The following is a 17,007-nucleotide window of genomic DNA, read 5'->3' on the forward strand; positions in this document are numbered from 1 at the left end:
GGTTATTTGTCCGTTATTCCGAATTTCTGAGCAAGTTCAATGGCCTTGGATCAATCAGCGTTCTGAAGTCCGGTGGTAATCTGGCCTCAATGACCCCGGATTGCACCGCCCACTGGGCCTGATCCTCCAATGATGACAGCAACTGGTTTCCCATTGAGATCTGGAAGTGATAGTCATCCCATCCCCAATCTATTTGATCTGTCTGGACCCCCAACCGGGCTGACAAGATTGCTTTGGCTCGGGCAGGGTGTTCGGAAATGAATACATTGGCCTTTTCCAGTGCTTTAAAAAGCGCGACAAGTTTGTCCAATTGGGTTTGTGAGGTAATTGGCTTACCGGCGAGATTAAAGCTCAATTGATACAGTCCTTTGGTATCGAGCAGCTCGGCATCCGGTTGACTTTTCAGCAGTAAATAACTCCAGGGCTCCCAAATTGACACGACATCAACCTGATTGTCGGACAATGCCTGAGCCAATTGCTCGGGGGGATAGTAGTGTTTTTGGATTGGCGCTGCCGAATCCCCGCCGAGAATCATTAATGAGTCAAAGAAATATTCACTGGCACTCCCCTTGACCACTCCGGCGCGAAACTGTCGTAACTGTCCCAGACTGGTAAGTGACTTCTGCTTCCGGGCAATCAGTTTGATGTCATTGCCCGATGTGGCAAAGCTGCCGAATATTTGGAATTGGTCAGGAGTAAACGCCCGAAACATAGCGACAGAGGTTGAACAGGTTGCCAAATCAGCCTGTCCATCGGCCATCATTTGAAAACACTGGTTGCCGCCATTACACATGTCAATGGTGACGCTCAGGTGCTCTTCCTGAAACATTCCCATTTCATCAGCGATAAGCAGTGGGGCAGACAGCGGGGTTTCGGATACCGCCAGCGTCAGAGAATAAGTGGGCATATCGCCTGTGGGGCGAGTGAATACAAATATCGAGGTAGCTATAGCCAATCCAGCCACTGCCAATGCAACGACCTTGTTCATCCAATGTCCATTTCAGAAGAATCCCTGTTATGCTTTTAAGAGTAGTCAACCAATGACATTTTCGCGAATGCCCAGCGATAATATGGACTTAGCCAAATAGACAGCGGCAAGAACAGGAAGACGGATATTTGCTCAGTTATGTGATATTTGCAGTGGCGCATGGGTATTGAGTTGACGTAGTCTGGTAGACAATGCCGTTTATGAGTGATGAGTTGATGAAATATCTGATAATTCCCGTAACCCCTTTTCAGCAGAACTGCACCTTGTTGTGGTGTGACGCCACTAAAAAGGCTGCCGTTGTGGATCCCGGGGGCAATCTGGAGCGAATTCAGGCTGAGCTGACCCGGCAGGGAGTTACCCTGGACAAGATTCTGTTGACCCATGGGCATATTGACCACGTCGGTGGGGCAAAGCAGTTAGCGGATGCGACCGGTGTTAAGATATATGGTCCTCATATTGCCGATAAATTCCTGTTTGAAGAGTTACCTCATCAAAGTCAAACGTTCGGATTTCCGCAGTGTGGCAGTTTTGAACCGGATCAATATCTGGAAGATGGTAATCGCCTGTCACTTGGTGACATGGAAATAAAAGTATTGCATTGCCCGGGACACACACCAGGGCATGTTGTGTTTTACCATCAAGACACGGATATGGCATTGGTTGGGGATGTATTGTTTCGAGGGTCTATTGGGCGAACCGATTTTCCCGGTTCAAATCATGGACAGTTGTTGAAGTCTATTACCGGAAAATTATGGCCTTTGGGTAACCAGGTTACTTTTATCCCGGGGCATGGTCCGGTATCGACATTTGGTGAAGAGAGGCGCAGTAACCCGTTCGTCGCCGACCAATTGTTCGATTAACTACAACAGGGGGCCGACAGGGCCCCTTTTCTTTCGTTGTTATTTCAGAATCTCGCCTGACATCCGGGACAACAGCTTCTGGCTAGTCTTAACCTGTTGCTTTACGGTTTATTTTTATTCTGTCTACTACTGCGGGTGCGGCATTTGATATCGGCACTCAATGCTGTGCAGTCGATCACTTATCTGTAAATGAGAATGATTTACAATGGCACGGTTGTCCACTGTTTAATATTCTGATACAGCAAATTTCACATCTAAAAATTAACAAATGCAGATATTCCATCATTAACAAAGTGTGGGTTGAAATTTCGGCGTATGTTTTCAGATCTTTTCAAATCAGCAACCTTATGGTTTGGTGGTGGCGCAGGGAATGGTGCAAAAGTGATTGATCCAAGAGGTTTTGACTTCAGTAAATTAGATTGAATGTTAATGATTGAACTCACATTGCTAAATCAGGAATGACTTAATTATTTTGTGATAAAAATTAAGTAAAACATGGGCTTTGTTTTTGTTTTGGTGGTTTGTGAACATCGTCATTGCTGACTTCTTAAAACGGTTAAGTTTAAAAAAACATCGTTTTGTGATAATCCCGCGTCAAAGGCATTTTTCACACAGTTTTACTGCTGCCGCATTGTTGACACAGGTCAACATTTTGTGAAATGATGCCACCGGGTCTATGCCCGGAAGGGCATGGGATAGGAAACAAAAAACAAACAATCACAATATAAAGACATACTCAAAGGCGTGATTGGCAGTGGCATTGTTTGCCAAATTGCACGCAGCCTGTGAGTTTAACCTTTTTAATTCACATCAAATTGGTTGGGAACTATGTCCAAGGTAAGTAATAGAACAAAAATCGCTACTGCACTGGTTGGTGCCCTGGCGCTTGCCAGCAGCAACTTAGTCGTTGCAGACCCTCTTACCGACGTGCAAAAAGCGGATGGCAAGATTCATGCTGAGGCCGCTGCATCTCAAAAGACGGTTGATAAGTATTTTGACCAGGCTCAGGACATGCTGTTCGAATACAGTTCAGTTGCTGATGAGCGTGAGTCCCTGAAGGCCTATAACGATTATTTGGCCAGTCTGGTTGCCGATCAGGAAGCGACCATGAAGTCCATTCAGGACGACATCAATGGTGTTGACCGTCTGCGTCAGGGCGTTGTGCCTTTGATGTTCAAAATGGTAGAGGCACTGGACCAATTTGTGGCCCTGGATCTGCCGTTCAACACCGAAATCCGCAAAGAGCGTGTAGAGAACCTCAAGAGCCTGCTGAACACTGCTGAAGTGACGCTGGCAGAAAAATATCGTCTGATCCTGGATGCCTATAACATTGAACGCGAATATGGCCGCTTCCTGGGCATTGAGACTGGTCAGTTGAATATTGATGGTAAAGAAGTGTTGGTTGACTTCCTGAATCTGGGTCGCGTTGGCTTGTATGCGCAGAGTCTGGATCAGAAGTCTGGCTGGATGTACAACGAGCAAACCAAAAGCTGGGATGCGCTGGATGCCTCATACCTGCGTGAATTGACCAAAGGTATTCGTATGGCCCGTAAGCAGGGTGCACCAGATCTCTTCTCCTTACCAATTCCAGCTGCGGAGGCTGCACAATAATGAAGAAGTTTATTTCTACTGCCATCGTGGCGGCGACATTCGCTCTGAGCTCTGCCAGTGCTGTTGCGGCAAACGCGCCTCAGAATATTGAACAGTTGCTGAAACAGGTTCAAACCGACCGCAACTCTCAGTCCAAGCAAAACGCCAAGCGTGAAGCTGAATTCAAAGCAGACCGTGGTGACAAAGCCGCACTGCTGAAGCGTGAGAAAGATGCTCTGGCGGCAGAGCGTCAGCGTGGTCAGGACCTGAACCAGGCGTTTTTGGACAACGAGCGTAAAATTGCTCAACTGGAAGAAGACCTGAAAACTGCACAGGGTGACCTGGGTGAAATGTTCGGTGTGGTCAAGGGTGAAGCCGGTGATTTCGCCGGTAAGCTGGTTGGCTCCAACGTGACTGCTCAATACCCAGGCCGTGAAGCGTTCATCGCTGAACTGGGTGCCCGCAAGCAGCTGCCAAAAATCGAAGAGCTGGAAAAGTTCTGGGAAGAGCAGCTGTTTGAAATGGTTGAAAGTGGCAAAGTCGTTAAGTTCCAGGGTCAGGTAACCGGTATCGATGGTAACGTGCGCGACACCACCATCACCCGTATTGGTACCTTCAACCTGTTGGCTGACGGCGAATATGTTGTGTTCAATCCTGAGCTGGGTCTGATCCAGGAACTGTCTCAGCAGCCTGATGGATATGTGGTCAGCACAGTTGCTCCATTTGAAGGCGCCGCTGCCGGTACCACTGAGAACCTGTATGTTGACCTGACCGGTGGCGTGCTGCTGAACATCTTTACTCAGAAAGCATCTATCGAAGACCGTATCGAAGCGGGTGGTCCAATCGGTTATATCATTCTGATTCTGTTGGCATTGGGTGCTTTGATCGCGCTTGAACGTCTGATCACTCTGTCAATCATTTCCGCGAAAGTTAAGGCTCAGCGTAAGAATCTGGACAACCCAGGTAACAACCCACTGGGTCGTATCCTGAAAGTTTACCAGGAAAACAAAGATGTTGATGTTGAGACTCTGGAACTGAAGCTGGATGAAGCCATCCTGAAAGAGACGCCAGCACTGGAAACCCGTATCTCTATCATCAAAGTGTTTGCAGCTATCGCGCCTATGATGGGTCTGCTGGGTACCGTAACCGGTATGATTGCAACCTTCCAGAGCATTCAGCTGTTCGGTACCGGTGATCCAAAACTTATGGCCGGTGGTATCTCCATGGCTCTGGTCACTACCGTTCAGGGTCTGATTGCTGCACTGCCTCTGATGTTGCTGCACGCTATTGTGGTAGCACGCTCCAAGTCTGTGGTTCAGATTCTGGAAGAACAGAGCGCTGGTATTGTAGCCGAGCACGCTGAGAAGAGGGCTAAGTAATGATGCTAATCCTGATGGATGTTTGGGATTCCGTCAGGGGCTTCATGGCCTCCGGGGGCGATGTCCTCTGGCTGGTTGCGGCAGTGTTGTTCTTAATGTGGGTGTTAATGCTGGAGCGTTATTGGTATCTGACCTTTGTCACGCCAAAGCAGCACAAGGCAATTATCACTGCATGGGACGCCAGAGAGGAAACTACCTCCTGGTATGCACACCGCATCCGTGAAGCTTGGGTATCCCAAGCTAAGCAAGACTTGAATGCACGCATGCTGCTCATTAAAACTCTGGTAGCCATCTGTCCTATGATCGGTCTGCTGGGTACCGTAACCGGTATGATTAGCGTGTTTGATGTAATGGCGGTTCATGGAACGAGTAATGCGCGCATGATGGCGGCAGGTATCTCGATGGCAACTATGCCAACCATGGCTGGTATGGTCGCGGCGCTTTCAGGGGTATTTTTCAGTACCCGCCTGGACGCCAAGATGAAAATCAGTCTTGAAAAGCTGAAAGACAGCATGCCGCATCATTAAAGAGAGAATAAATATGGCACGTAAAAAGCATTCCAGTATGGATGAAGAAGCACAAATCGATATGACGCCGATGCTCGACATCGTGTTCATCATGTTGATCTTCTTCATCGTAACCACGTCTTTCGTGAAGCCGTCGGGGTTGGATTACAACAAACCAGAAGCCAACTCTGCAACCAAGCAGAAGTCTGCCAATATCTTCATCGGTATCAGCAAGACAGGCCTCATCCTGATGGAAAACCGTCAGGTTGATGTGGAGCGTGTAACGGCTAACGTAGAACGTATGCTGGCGGAATCTCCGGAAGCAGCCGTTCTGATCGAAGCTGACAAAGACACTCAGCACGGTCTGGTTATCAAGGTAATGGATCAGGTTAAGGCCGCAGGGGTTAACAAGATCTCGGTATCAGCAGGGAAAGATTGATTATGATTAGAGCAATAGTATCAATCATCATTGGTGCTGCTATCACATTTGCTCTCTTTGTATTCATGGCATTTTTGATCGGCGGAGGCGCCAAGCGCGCCGAAGTCGGTGAAGAAAACCCGGTTATTCAAGTTACCATGGATAAGACGGATACAAAGGCGCAAACCAAACCGAGGGTAGTACCTAAGCCACCACCACCACCGGAGCAGCCGCCTAAGCCGGATGTGACGCCACCAGATGCTTCATCTGACATCGATACTTCCATGTCTTTCAACATGGGGGCGGTAGAAGCGGGTTCGGCCAACACAGGGTTTAAGTTGGGTAACATGATGACCCGTGACGGTGACGCCACTCCAATCGTACGTATTGAGCCTCAGTATCCTGTGGCAGCAGCACGTGACGGTAAAGAAGGCTGGGTGCAGTTGAGCTTTACCATCAATGAGATCGGTGGGGTTGAGGACATTGAAATCATCAATGCTGAGCCCAAGCGTATTTTTGACCGTGAAGCCAAGCGCGCACTGCAAAAGTGGAAGTACAAGCCAAAGATTGTTGACGGCAAGGCCATCAAACAACCCGGCATGACTGTCCAGTTGGACTTTAAACTCAATAAAGACTAAGGAGATTGTGAATGCGTAAAGTGAACAAACTTGCCGCACTGATGTTGCTCTCCTTGTCAGGTGGCGCCCTGGTGGCGTCGCCGGTTGCCTTTGCTGCAGCCAAGGGAGAATGTCCGATTGACAAGCGCAAGTCTCAGGCCGTTGGTCAGAGCAGTGCTAAAAAAGTTCAGCGCTCATTTCAGGCCTATCAGGATGGTAATTTGGATGAAGCCATTGCCATTCTGTTGGAAGCCAACCCAAGTGACAGTTTCGACAAGGCTTATGTCGCGCGTATGTTGGGTAACTTCTATGCCGAAAAGGGGCAGATGGATACGGCACTCAAATATCTGAAGCAAGCCGTAGACGCCAATGTGTTGGGTGGTGCAGATCATGGCCAGACCATGCGCCTGTATGCCGATATTCTGGTGGGTGAGAAGCAATTCAAAGGGGCAATTGAGTACTATTACAAGTGGATGGAATTCACCTGTAAAACAGAAGACTCTCAGGTCTACCGTCGGATTGCCGTATCACACAGTCAGCTCAAAGAGTGGGACAAGACACTGGCAACTGCCGACAAGGCGATTCAGTATGCAGACAAACCTGATAAAGGCTTGTATCAACTGAAGCTGACTTCTTATTACGAGAAGAAACAGTACAAAAACGCCATCGGTGTGCTGGAAACTATGGTGAAGTTGTTCCCTGCGGACAAATCACTGTGGGTACAGCTGGCACAGTTCTACCTGCTGGTTGAAGACTACAACAACGCTGCGGTTACCTATGATCTGGCGTACAAGATGGGTGCTCTTACCACTGAAGCCAATCTGAAGCGTTTGCCTCAGTTGCTGGCTCAGCAGGGTGCGCCTTATCAGGCCGCCAAGGTGTTTGAAAAACATCTGAAGGCCGGTGACATCAAGAAAGATAAAGCCAACGTTGAGCAACTGGCCCGTTTTTACCATCAGGCCAAAGAATTGAAAGTTGCTGCCAGCTATTACGGTGAAGCTGCGACCTTCGACAACGATGGTGATATGTACTTGAAGCAAGGTCGCCTGTACTCCATTGAGCGGGACTACAAACCTGCAATCGAAGCCTTTAAGAAGGCATTGGATTCAGGAGTGAAGAACCAGGGTGAAGTCGATTTTGAACTGGGCCTGGCCTATATTGGTCTGAAACAGTACAAGTCAGCGTATACCTATATGCAGCGTGCTGCCAACGACAGTAAAACTGCTCGTAACGCCAAGAGTTATATCAGCTATATCAAAGAGAAAGCACGTATCAACAACGTGACACTTTGATGTTAAGCCAAGTGAAAAAGGCCACGTGATGTGGCCTTTTTTGTAACTCAAATTCAATTAGAATTTGCTTATCAGATGTTGGTTGGCATTATGTTCAAGCTCGCCACTTAACTGATGGACCCGTTCAAACAGGGTTTCCAGTGACTTGTTGCGGGTAGGGTTGCAACCTACGGCGGCAATTTTATAGCCCAGGCTGAAGCTATGGTCACGTTCATAATTCTGGACGAATTGATCCATACACTGTTCCACCCGCTCTACTACGGTTGCTGTACCGTGGTCGCTGATGTTGAACAGTCCAATGGCAAATAGATCACTTTCCAGGCGCGCAATAATGTCAGTTGCTCGCAGCAGGCACGCTTGAATATCGGCAGTAAGGGATTCCATCAGCCCCTGATGGCGGTAGGTTTCATGTAGGTGGGGGCGCAGAAATACCAGCGTTAATTGCTCCTGCTCACGCAGGTGTCTGTGCCATTCACGGTGGAATACTTCAAGGAAGTAAATCTGATTATATACACCGGTTTCCGGGTCCCGGAATGCAGAGTTTCTGAATGAATATATCATCGGGTGCCTCCCTCTGACCTGATACAGGAAGTATAGATAGCTATTTGGGGAAACAGGAAAAATTACAATGAATAAAATGGTATCTGGAGTTAAATCAGCATTATCTGTTGCTGTATTACTGGCGTTAAGTGGTTGTGGTGATACACATCAGGGACAAAGTCAGGTTGCTGCTCAGGGGACTGAAACTCTGGTTGAAAATGTCGCTTCTCAAACCGCTGAGCAGGCTTATCAGGCGCTGGTTAAGCAGTATTTCAGTGATTACCTGGCACTGAATCCCATCATGGCAACCTATGTTGGGGTATCAGACTACAACAATCAGTTTGGTGATTACCTGTCTGATGAATTTTTGAAGCAGCGTCATGAGTTCAACAAAAGCTATCTGGCCAAATTAAAGCAAATAGACAGGGCCGCTTTGCCCCCCGAAATGCAATTGAGTTATGACCTGTTTGAGTATGATCGCAATACTGAACTGGTCGGTGAAACCTTCCCTGAGCGTTTTATGCCAATGAATCAGTTCTACAGCGTGGTGATCACCATGATTCAGCTGGGCAGTGGCGAGAGCGCGCAACCTTTCAATACGGTGCAAGACTATCAGAACTGGCTGGGACGGGTTGATGGTTTCATTGACTGGATTGCAAAGGCCAAAGTCCGCATGAATGAGGGGATTGAAAGCAAGGTTGTACTGCCGAGAGTATTGGTTGAGCGGATTTTACCGCAACTGGATGCCCAGACTGGCAAAGTGCCGGAGGACAGTATTTTCTGGAGCCCTGTGGCCAATCTGCCTGACAGTATCTCAGAGGCTGACAAAGCTGCGCTGCAAAGCCAATACAAAGCCATGATTGGTGAGCGTTTGCTGCCGGCACTGGCCGGATTGAGAGAATACTTTGCCACGGTTTATTTGCCCAAATCCCGTGGCAGTGATGGCTGGTGGGATTTACCCAATGGCAAGCTCTGGTATCAGCACCTGGCCAACAGTCACACCACCACCACTATGCCTGTGGATGACATTCACCAGGTCGGCCTCAACGAAGTGGCCCGCATTCTTAAAGAGATGGATAAGGTGCGCGAGCAGGTGGGGTTTGAGGGGGATCTCAATGCTTTCTTTGATTCGCTGTCCAGTGAACCACAATACTTCTTTACTGACCGTCAGGATCTGGTTGATGGTTATATGGCATTGAAAGATAAAATTAATCTGGTACTTCCAGACTATTTTAATGTGATGCCCAAAGCAGATTATGTGGTCAAGCCTGTAGAAGCGTTCAGAGAGCAGAGTGCCGCCGGTGCGTCCTACGAGTCTCCCGCTGTGGATGGCAGTCGTCCCGGCATCTTCTATATCAATACTTACAATCTCAAGGCGCAGCCGAAGTGGGGCATGACCACGCTGTCACTGCATGAGGCCGCACCAGGCCATCATTTCCAGATAGCCATCAAGCAGGAGCTTGAAGGCGTGCCGGATTTCCAGCGCTTCTCTGGCTACACAGCGTTTGAAGAGGGATGGGGCCTGTACGCCGAGTACCTGGGTATAGAAATGGGATTGTTTAACGACCCTTATCAGTACTTTGGCAAATTGTCTGATGAGATGCTGCGCGCTATGCGTTTGGTGGTGGACACAGGTCTGCATGCCAAAGGCTGGAGCCGCGAGCAGGCGATTCAGTATATGAAAGATAACTCGCCCATGGCGGAGTCCGACATCATTGCTGAGGTTGAGCGTTATATGGCGATCCCGGGACAGGCGCTGAGCTACAAGGTCGGCCAGCTTAAAATTCTCGAGCTGCGTGCCCGCGCCGAAGCGCAATTGGGCGATAAGTTTGATATCAGGGCGTTCCATGATCAGTTGCTGACTTCAGGGTCTTTGCCCATGGCAGTGATGGAGCAAAAAATTGATCGCTGGATAGCGTCACAAAGTTCCTGATAAATTTCACCGTTATCAGTCACAATCTGAAGCCCTGCCAAGCAGGGCTTTTTCTTGCCCGCATTCATGTTTTGTTCATTATTCTGTTGAATTTGCTGCATTAACTCTCTAAGGTTTGGCGCTTTGTGTCAGGCAACCGCCTGATTGGTTTGCCATCAATCAAAAGCAGTTTCATCTCTTATGGAATCTCGTTGGACCAGCCGCAAGATGCGGCGACTGTTAGCCCTTTCTCTGTCCTCTATGTTGCTGATTACCGGCTGCCAGACCGCGCCCAAACCAGCTCCTGTGGTGTGGAATACCACCCCGGCGTTGGCACAATTGCCTGCCAACGCCATGAAATATGCCAGCACACCCGAGCGACTGGCTTCCCTTGAAGCTGAGCAGCTGGCGCTGGCCAGCCGTAACCTGTTTATGACAGGAGCCGGTACGCTCAGTATGATCCATGTGCCTGCAGGACTGCCGCAGGTGGTGGCGCACAGGGGCCACTATGGCTGGCCGGAAAACTCACCGGATGCCGTGAGTATGGCGCTTCCCGGCGACTTTGATGGCGCCGAGATTGATGTGATGCTTACCGGGGATGGTTACTGGGTGGTGCATCATGATAGTAAAACCGGCCGCGCCGTTTCCCGCCCTGATGGTAAACGCTTTGACATGGATGACATCAACGGCAAAGAGTGGAACAGCCTGCGCATTCGCGACAAAAGCGGGCAGCTGACTTCTTACCCCGCGCCTTATGCCTTTGATGTGTTCCGCCAGTGGGCGCGCTATAACGGCTCAGGTAAACCGCTCAATATTGAACTTAAATCCGAGGCGGGCAATGCCGAACTTTACCACCTGGATCGTATGGCCAGAGAAACCCTGGGGCAAGGCAATTTCTTCTATTCGGCGATGAAGATAGACACTCTGCAACAGCTCAGGGCGCTCAATCCACAGGTGTATCTTGGCTATGTTTGGGAAGCTGATGGTGAGTCCATCGAGATTGCCAAACGTGAGTACCGTAAAGCGGTGCAATCCGATGCCGCCTATGGTGAGTACCAAGACTGGGTAAATTTTGCCGGGCGTTATGAAACCCGCCGCAGGCACCGCAATGGCAGCAACAAGCTGTCGGCTGCTGAGGTGAAAAACAAGCTGGGCAGTCATTCAGGTTTGCACGTGGATATCCGCAATCTTGTCCGCTCTCCATCGATTGCTCAACGGGTACAGTCTGCAGGACTTAAGCGGCTTGCCAGCTACAGCATTAACGGCACCGATTATCATCAGTCCCAACTGGCTTTGCTCAAACGTCAGGGCAGGGCGCTGCCGGACGAAGTGATTGCTGACACCGACAAATATCACCTTTACAGTCGGATGCAGCCCGAGTTGGTCTATCCGCCTGCTTTGGCCCTGTCCCGTGAGCAGGTGCTGGGTCAGTCATTGTCTATACCGCAGATGATCGGATTTTTGCCATCGGATGCCGACTTTTCCCGGCTTGATGAGCAGAGTGACTATGTCAGCAATGGCTTTTATCTGACGCTGGCTGGCAAAGTGCGGGCATTGTTTGCCCATCAGCCAGACCCGGGCATTGGCTCAAAAGAGGCAGACGACGGGCCTAAAGTCATACAGGATGATGCTTCACTGGAAGTGATGGGCAAAGCGGTAGAGATCAGTCTGCCTGTCGGAGGTCGACAGTGAGTGATGCCAAGACTCCTGTGTCGGTTGGAGAGCCTGTGCCGCTTGACTCGCATCCGGTGGTAAGCAGTGACTGCGGCGCCAGCCCAGAGGCCCAAAGGCGCAGGCCTGTATGTGACAAGCTCAAAAGTGACAAACTCAGCACTGATAAACCCAGATGGCTGATGATCGCACTGTTTATCCTGTCGGCGCTGTATCTGCTGCCGGAGGCCATTTTTAACGCCAGATTGGTGCAGGTTGCCGGTGGTGGCGTGATGGACAGTCATGAGCTGCATCTGGTTGAGCTATTTGGCCGCACCATTTCAGGTATTGGCGTCAGTTTGCTGCTGACGGACTGGCTGCTCAAGGGCTGGCTGGTGCGCACCGTGCCCAGAGTGCTGCTGGGCACAGTGGTGATTTTTGCACTGGCCTGGCCGACTGTGTTTTTTGGGCAAAAGTTGTTGATTGACAAGTTGTTGGTCGACCCCAGCAGTGCCCAGCAGCGCCAGGAAGCCTTCTTTGCCTCCATCTTGCGCTCCGGTCTGGCGACCAATGCGGTGAATATTGCCGGGCTGCCTTACGATCCTGCGCATGCGACCAGGCCCGAAGAGATGACCTTTCTGGCACTGATGGGCGGGTTAGTGTACGCCAACTCCGAATTTCTGGAGCATGTTGATAAACAAAAGCACGCCATCGTTGAGCGGTACATCAGCAATCGCGCCGGACTGGAGTTTGAGCGTTATTACGACAGATACCAGGGAATGCGCGAGCGCCTGACGCAGGGCTGGGCGCGCTATCAGGATGGGGTTAAACGTTATAACAGCGCGATTGCCTCATCACCGACACGCGCCGACAAGGCCTGGGAGCAGGTCGAGTCAGAAGTCGCCGCAGGCTGGAATAAATACCAACAAGCGCAGCAGGCGTATTGGGGCCGCGCAGAGGTGCGGGCGCAGGAAATGGCACCAAAAATTGCCAGGCTGTTTGATGAGCGCAATGACTGTATTGAGCGGTATCAGAAAAAGCGCAAAAATCCCGAGCGGCTCAATGCCTGTATCCGCGATGTGGATCAATCCCACGAGCGGCTGCTTAAAAAATATCATCTGAGCTATCAACCGCTGGATTACTGGCTTATCCGTCAGGAAGGACGGATCAAAGGGGAAACCACGGTTGGTCAGACGGTGATGACCTTGGGACTGTCGGCACTGGTAGCCGGGCTTGAGCACCTGACCGGTGATGCCGGGGAGCAGGTGGTGAACTGGGTATACAGTCGTGATGTCGCGGATTATACGCCGAAAATCATGGCGCTTTGGCAGGACAAATTTGCCCGGGAAACCGGTTATCCCATGGGGATTACTGAGCTTTCGGCATTCCGTCAGCATCCAGTCACGGCAACAAAGGTACGGGCACGTCTGGCGAAAGAGGGCATAGACCTTGGCAGTGACTGGCAAATTACCCAAATGGGCGCGTTTCAGTCGGCGGTGGCCAAACGGGTCCGGCAGGAAGCAGATGCCAACTGGCAACAGCAAATGCGCAAACAGGGCTGGTCCCTCAAGCCGAATTTGAGCTGGGCACAGTTTCAGCGCAGTGATGCGATTCAGGCAAGAATTAAAGCCGAAATGGGCGAGCGCTATTATGTTTCTCCCATGTTGGCGGACTGGAACAACAAAGAGTTTTACCGCTTTGCCATACAGCCCAATATCAAGCGGGAGACCGAACACTGGATTGGTTATCTGGATGCGTCCCTGAGTCAATTTGCCGATGGCGGGCCGCTGGCGCAGGAAGGGAAAAATGCCCTGCGTTCGGTATTGGTGCCGCCAATATCCATGGCATTGTCATTATTGCTGGTGATCCTGACCGCCCTGAAACTGCCGATGAAATGCTGGCAACTGTTTAAGCCGGCGCAGCAGATCAATCGCTGGCGCGACTATGGCATCAGTATCGGGCTTATCCTGTTGGTACTGGTGGTGCCAGTGACGCTGTTGCAGTCCAGATTTACCCAGGGCGGCTCGACTGCCGGTTACTTCTTTGACCAGGTTGAGCAGCAAAGCTCACCACTGGCGGCGCTGGCACTGCGTTGGGTGGTACACACCCAGCCGGTGGTGCAGCCGCTGGGGGATAGTCTGGATAGACAACTGGGTATCACGGGGCTGTTCAAACGCCATCTGGAACCGGGCATTGGCGCGCTCGATAGTTGGATAATGCCTATGTTGGTGATCGGGAGTAGCAACGCCAATATCGGCGAAGTGGTGGATGAACAGGGGATGCTCAAACTGGTGCCGCTGACGGTGAAGGTCAATATCACAGGAGCCAAGGTGCGGATTATGAATATCAAACCCAGGTATGAACCGGCAATGGCGCTGCCTGTCAGCAACTATGATATTCAGGTGTCGGCGCCCGGCTATCAGACCCAGCGGCGTTGGGTGAAACACAGCCCCAACCAGTCAACCCATGAATTTGAATTGAAGAAGCAATAATTGGCTTTGTCATAGGTCAGTCTTATACTGACCGAATTGCTGCCGGCGACAGATGTTCAGCCTGCAGTGCTAGTCTGGCGCCGGATGGTGGTACCTGATTTTTCAAGCAGGGCAGTCCGGTGTCCATCATGCCTTAGGGCAATATACAGGAGTAAGTTTTATGGTACAGGCAACAGCAAGACACCTGCTGGTAGACACAGAAGCACAGTGTCTTGAGCTGAAACAACAAATTGAAAATGGCGCTGATTTTGCCGAACTGGCCAAAGCCCATTCCAGTTGTCCATCGGGCGCCCAGGGCGGCGAGCTGGGTTCATTCGGCCCGGGTATGATGGTGCCTGAATTTGATCGCGTCGTTTTTTCCGCACCACTGAATGAAGTTCAGGGACCGGTGAAAACCGCATTTGGTTACCATTTGCTGGAAGTGACCAGCCGCGGCTGATAGTCTGACACGCACATCCAAAACGGCAGTTATCTGCCGTTTTTTATTGCCGCAACAGGAAGCTGCACCATGGAAGCAAGCATACTCTACACCGACAGGCTGATCATTCGCCCCATTGAGCCGCGGGATTGGCCGGCATTCCGTGAGCTGCACTTGGATGCAGAAGTGAACCGATTTGTGCGGGAAGTGCAAAGTGAGGCTGAGATCATCGCCAAATTTCAGGGGCGCCTCCAGCCCTGGTATTACGCAAGCGGTGATTGGCTGACTCTGGTGGTTGAAACCCTGGATGGCGAGTTTGTCGGCTTTACCGGCTTCTATTGTCAGGATGCCTTCAGCAAGCGGGTTGAAGTCGGCTATATGATGTCTCCCTTACAACAGGGAAAAGGCTACGCCAGCGAGAGTCTCCGTGCCGTCGTTGATTGGGCCTGTCTGCGATTTGAGGTGCATAAGTTCGTGGGTTGCTGCGCCACTCAAAATCAGGCTTCCGTCAAAGTGATGCAAAAATGCGGCTTTACTCAGGAAGGGCTGATGCGTTCGCACTATCGCATTGGTGACATCTGGGTCGATGAGTATGTGATGGGGCTGGTCGCCAGCGAGCGCTGAATGACAGTGCTGGCATGACGGCTATCTTGTCGGCCGTCAGTATGTTGCCCTGCAGGCGGATAAGGTATACTGCAGCAGTTGAAATTAACCAAGGCAAAATTGAGTGAGCGATCAAGTGCTGTTTCCCCTGCGCGCCGGGGATGAATTTATTGAACTGTACAAACTGCTGAAAGCTGAAGGTCTGGCTGACGGTGGTGGTGAAGCCAAACATGTGATTGGTGAAGGCATGGTATTGGTTAACGGTGAAGTGGAAACCCGCAAGCGTAAGAAGCTGGTGGTGGGTGATACCGTTGAATTTCAGGGCGTGACCCTGCGCGTGGTTGCCGGGTAAGACTCGTTCCGGGACTATTTCCGGGGATCACTGACGCGATAAATGCGATAGCAAAGAATGCAAAAACTGGAGCCAAATATGCAATTTCCTGATGACGATAACGGCAAAATGCTGCAGGCCATGGCCGAGTCGGGCATAGATCTGAGCAAAGCACTGGACGTGGATTTCTTTCTGGTATTTGACGACAAGCGCGATGCTGAGTCAGCACTGGAAGATCTGGTTGCCCGTGAAGACGATGGCGATCTGGAAATCAACTTCAACGAAGAGCTGGAAAAGTGGGAGCTGATTGTCACCCTGAACATGGTGCCTGAGTATGATGCCATCGTTGAGCGTGAAGTGGCACTGAACAACTTCGCCGCTGAATACGACGGCATGACCGACGGCTGGGGCGTAATGCAACATCAGGAAGGTGATGAAGAGTTTGCCGATGATGATCACGACCATGAGTGTGGCGAACACTGTCACCACTGATCTAAGCATCCGCTGACGATTGCTGACTGCCACCACCAAAGATCTGGTTGGGGCAAACACACTGAAAACCCCGCTTATTCAAGCGGGGTTTTGTTTTTCTGCCTGCGGTTGGGGAATTGTTCTGGGGATAGGCATCACCTGGCGTCTGACTCGGTGAATTTTCCTTCTGCCAGGTGGCTGATGCACGTTCGCCTAAGTTGTTTTGTCACCAAAGCATGCGCGAAGCAATGGTCGATGAAATCTTTCTGGGAGGAAGGCCTGTAAACATGTAAACAGGCTCCAAACGCTACCCAAACCTCTTCCAAACCCTAATCTGTTAACATCCGGTTCAACCACCGCCTGCCTGCATTACTGTTAGGGGATTTCGTTGTGACGAGTTGCAACAGTAAGCACCCGTAGTTTGTCTTGTTACTTTTGGTCAATCAGCAGCAAAAATGGCCCGGGAGTAAGGCTGCGCATCTTCAGAAATTGCCCCATGAGTAACTTGAAGATATTTCAATATAAAGTAGTGACACCTCTATTCCTGAATGCTAGCTTGAGCTAAATATCATATAAATGTGATATTTGTTGTTAACTATTAAGCGGTAACCTATTGTAAACAATAAAAATATAAGGTGACTTAATATGTTTGAACTTAAAAAATCCAGACAATGGTGGTCGTTACTTCCTGTTATGGTTGCTACTGTATTTGGTAGCTTTGTGGTGGATGAGGCGCAGGCAAAAGATCGCGCAATTGGCTTTTATACCCGTGGTGATGTTGCCCAGGCTCCCGGCAGTCGCAATGGTTTTGATAATCCCAATGTGGCTGATCCAGCTAAACCCGCCAACTGGGCAGAAGATGTTGATGGCATAGTCGTTCAGGTTGAGTGGGCCTATTTGCAGCCAACAAGACCTGCCGATCCTGATAATACCGCTAACC

General features: G+C 50.4%; 17 protein-coding genes. 15 read left to right on the top strand and 2 right to left on the bottom strand.

What is annotated here, in order from left to right; translation table 11 throughout:
* Positions 1-13: 13 nt before the first annotated feature.
* A complete protein-coding gene (locus tag ACRRUX_RS12260; protein WP_432530667.1) occupies positions 14-988 on the bottom strand; it encodes an ABC transporter substrate-binding protein in 975 nt (324 codons plus the stop codon).
* A gap of 215 nt (positions 989-1,203) precedes the next feature.
* Here ACRRUX_RS12260 and ACRRUX_RS12265 point away from each other — a divergent pair, with 215 nt between their 5' ends.
* From ACRRUX_RS12265 to ACRRUX_RS12295, 7 genes are all read left to right on the top strand, one after another.
* A complete protein-coding gene (locus tag ACRRUX_RS12265; RefSeq protein WP_432530706.1) occupies positions 1,204-1,848 on the top strand; it encodes an MBL fold metallo-hydrolase in 645 nt (214 codons plus the stop codon).
* A gap of 828 nt (positions 1,849-2,676) precedes the next feature.
* Positions 2,677-3,459, top strand: a complete 783-nt coding sequence (locus ACRRUX_RS12270; RefSeq protein ID WP_432530669.1) for a DUF3450 domain-containing protein — start codon at positions 2,677-2,679, stop codon at positions 3,457-3,459.
* Positions 3,459-4,817, top strand: coding sequence for a MotA/TolQ/ExbB proton channel family protein (locus ACRRUX_RS12275; RefSeq protein WP_432530671.1), 1,359 nt, complete (start codon positions 3,459-3,461; stop codon positions 4,815-4,817). Before ACRRUX_RS12270 ends, ACRRUX_RS12275 begins: the two co-directional genes overlap by 1 nt.
* Entirely contained in the window at positions 4,817-5,344 is a 528-nt protein-coding gene (locus ACRRUX_RS12280) for a MotA/TolQ/ExbB proton channel family protein (RefSeq protein WP_432530673.1), read from the top strand. Before ACRRUX_RS12275 ends, ACRRUX_RS12280 begins: the two co-directional genes overlap by 1 nt.
* 13 nt (positions 5,345-5,357) lie before the next feature.
* Positions 5,358-5,762 (top strand): ExbD/TolR family protein, encoded by a 405-nt coding sequence (locus ACRRUX_RS12285; RefSeq protein ID WP_432530675.1) that lies wholly within the window; start codon positions 5,358-5,360, stop codon positions 5,760-5,762.
* A gap of 2 nt (positions 5,763-5,764) precedes the next feature.
* Positions 5,765-6,379 carry an energy transducer TonB gene (locus ACRRUX_RS12290; RefSeq protein WP_432530677.1) on the top strand — a complete coding sequence of 205 codons (615 nt, stop codon included), beginning with the start codon at positions 5,765-5,767 and terminating at the stop codon, positions 6,377-6,379.
* Positions 6,380-6,390: 11 nt separating this feature from the next.
* Complete coding sequence (locus ACRRUX_RS12295; RefSeq protein WP_432530679.1) at positions 6,391-7,650, top strand: tetratricopeptide repeat protein; 1,260 nt, start codon at positions 6,391-6,393, stop codon at positions 7,648-7,650.
* Between the two features lie 57 nt (positions 7,651-7,707).
* Here ACRRUX_RS12295 and ACRRUX_RS12300 read toward each other — a convergent pair whose 3' ends face one another.
* Positions 7,708-8,211, bottom strand: coding sequence for a diguanylate cyclase domain-containing protein (locus ACRRUX_RS12300; protein WP_432530681.1), 504 nt, complete (start codon positions 8,209-8,211; stop codon positions 7,708-7,710).
* A gap of 67 nt (positions 8,212-8,278) precedes the next feature.
* Here ACRRUX_RS12300 and ACRRUX_RS12305 point away from each other — a divergent pair, with 67 nt between their 5' ends.
* The 8 genes from ACRRUX_RS12305 to ACRRUX_RS12340 form a co-directional block, all read left to right on the top strand.
* On the top strand, positions 8,279-10,123 hold the full coding sequence (locus ACRRUX_RS12305; RefSeq protein WP_432530683.1) for a DUF885 domain-containing protein: 1,845 nt from the start codon (positions 8,279-8,281) through the stop codon (positions 10,121-10,123).
* Between the two features lie 180 nt (positions 10,124-10,303).
* Positions 10,304-11,794 carry a glycerophosphodiester phosphodiesterase gene (locus tag ACRRUX_RS12310; RefSeq protein WP_432530685.1) on the top strand — a complete coding sequence of 497 codons (1,491 nt, stop codon included), beginning with the start codon at positions 10,304-10,306 and terminating at the stop codon, positions 11,792-11,794.
* The gene (locus ACRRUX_RS12315) at positions 11,791-14,244 is read left to right on the top strand and encodes a hypothetical protein (RefSeq protein ID WP_432530687.1); all 2,454 of its coding nucleotides are present in this window, start codon (positions 11,791-11,793) and stop codon (positions 14,242-14,244) included. Before ACRRUX_RS12310 ends, ACRRUX_RS12315 begins: the two co-directional genes overlap by 4 nt.
* A gap of 160 nt (positions 14,245-14,404) precedes the next feature.
* Positions 14,405-14,683, top strand: coding sequence for a peptidylprolyl isomerase (locus ACRRUX_RS12320; protein WP_432530689.1), 279 nt, complete (start codon positions 14,405-14,407; stop codon positions 14,681-14,683).
* Positions 14,684-14,752: 69 nt separating this feature from the next.
* Positions 14,753-15,286, top strand: a complete 534-nt coding sequence (locus tag ACRRUX_RS12325; RefSeq protein ID WP_432530691.1) for a GNAT family N-acetyltransferase — start codon at positions 14,753-14,755, stop codon at positions 15,284-15,286.
* 103 nt (positions 15,287-15,389) lie between these two features.
* Complete coding sequence (locus tag ACRRUX_RS12330; protein ID WP_432530693.1) at positions 15,390-15,617, top strand: RNA-binding S4 domain-containing protein; 228 nt, start codon at positions 15,390-15,392, stop codon at positions 15,615-15,617.
* Positions 15,618-15,695: 78 nt separating this feature from the next.
* Complete coding sequence (locus ACRRUX_RS12335; RefSeq protein WP_432530695.1) at positions 15,696-16,088, top strand: ribonuclease E inhibitor RraB; 393 nt, start codon at positions 15,696-15,698, stop codon at positions 16,086-16,088.
* A gap of 624 nt (positions 16,089-16,712) precedes the next feature.
* Positions 16,713-17,007: hypothetical protein (locus ACRRUX_RS12340; protein ID WP_432530697.1), on the top strand; the 295-nt coding region annotated here is incomplete at its 3' end.

It is taken from the genome of Shewanella sp. GXUN23E, from assembly GCF_050865035.1.
In the GTDB taxonomy this organism is placed as follows: Bacteria; Pseudomonadota; Gammaproteobacteria; order Enterobacterales; family Shewanellaceae; genus Shewanella.

Bases quoted from the DNA above. Each gene is read 5' to 3' on its own strand.
- ACRRUX_RS12260 (WP_432530667.1), bottom strand. From the start codon at position 988: ATGAACAAGGTCGTTGCATTGGCAGTGGCTGGATTGGCTATAGCTACC.
- ACRRUX_RS12265 (WP_432530706.1), top strand. From the start codon at position 1,204: ATGAAATATCTGATAATTCCCGTAACCCCTTTTCAGCAGAACTGCACC.
- ACRRUX_RS12270 (WP_432530669.1), top strand. From the start codon at position 2,677: ATGTCCAAGGTAAGTAATAGAACAAAAATCGCTACTGCACTGGTTGGT.
- ACRRUX_RS12275 (WP_432530671.1), top strand. From the start codon at position 3,459: ATGAAGAAGTTTATTTCTACTGCCATCGTGGCGGCGACATTCGCTCTG.
- ACRRUX_RS12280 (WP_432530673.1), top strand. From the start codon at position 4,817: ATGATGCTAATCCTGATGGATGTTTGGGATTCCGTCAGGGGCTTCATG.
- ACRRUX_RS12285 (WP_432530675.1), top strand. From the start codon at position 5,358: ATGGCACGTAAAAAGCATTCCAGTATGGATGAAGAAGCACAAATCGAT.
- ACRRUX_RS12290 (WP_432530677.1), top strand. From the start codon at position 5,765: ATGATTAGAGCAATAGTATCAATCATCATTGGTGCTGCTATCACATTT.
- ACRRUX_RS12295 (WP_432530679.1), top strand. From the start codon at position 6,391: ATGCGTAAAGTGAACAAACTTGCCGCACTGATGTTGCTCTCCTTGTCA.
- ACRRUX_RS12300 (WP_432530681.1), bottom strand. From the start codon at position 8,211: ATGATATATTCATTCAGAAACTCTGCATTCCGGGACCCGGAAACCGGT.
- ACRRUX_RS12305 (WP_432530683.1), top strand. From the start codon at position 8,279: ATGAATAAAATGGTATCTGGAGTTAAATCAGCATTATCTGTTGCTGTA.
- ACRRUX_RS12310 (WP_432530685.1), top strand. From the start codon at position 10,304: ATGGAATCTCGTTGGACCAGCCGCAAGATGCGGCGACTGTTAGCCCTT.
- ACRRUX_RS12320 (WP_432530689.1), top strand. From the start codon at position 14,405: ATGGTACAGGCAACAGCAAGACACCTGCTGGTAGACACAGAAGCACAG.
- ACRRUX_RS12325 (WP_432530691.1), top strand. From the start codon at position 14,753: ATGGAAGCAAGCATACTCTACACCGACAGGCTGATCATTCGCCCCATT.
- ACRRUX_RS12335 (WP_432530695.1), top strand. From the start codon at position 15,696: ATGCAATTTCCTGATGACGATAACGGCAAAATGCTGCAGGCCATGGCC.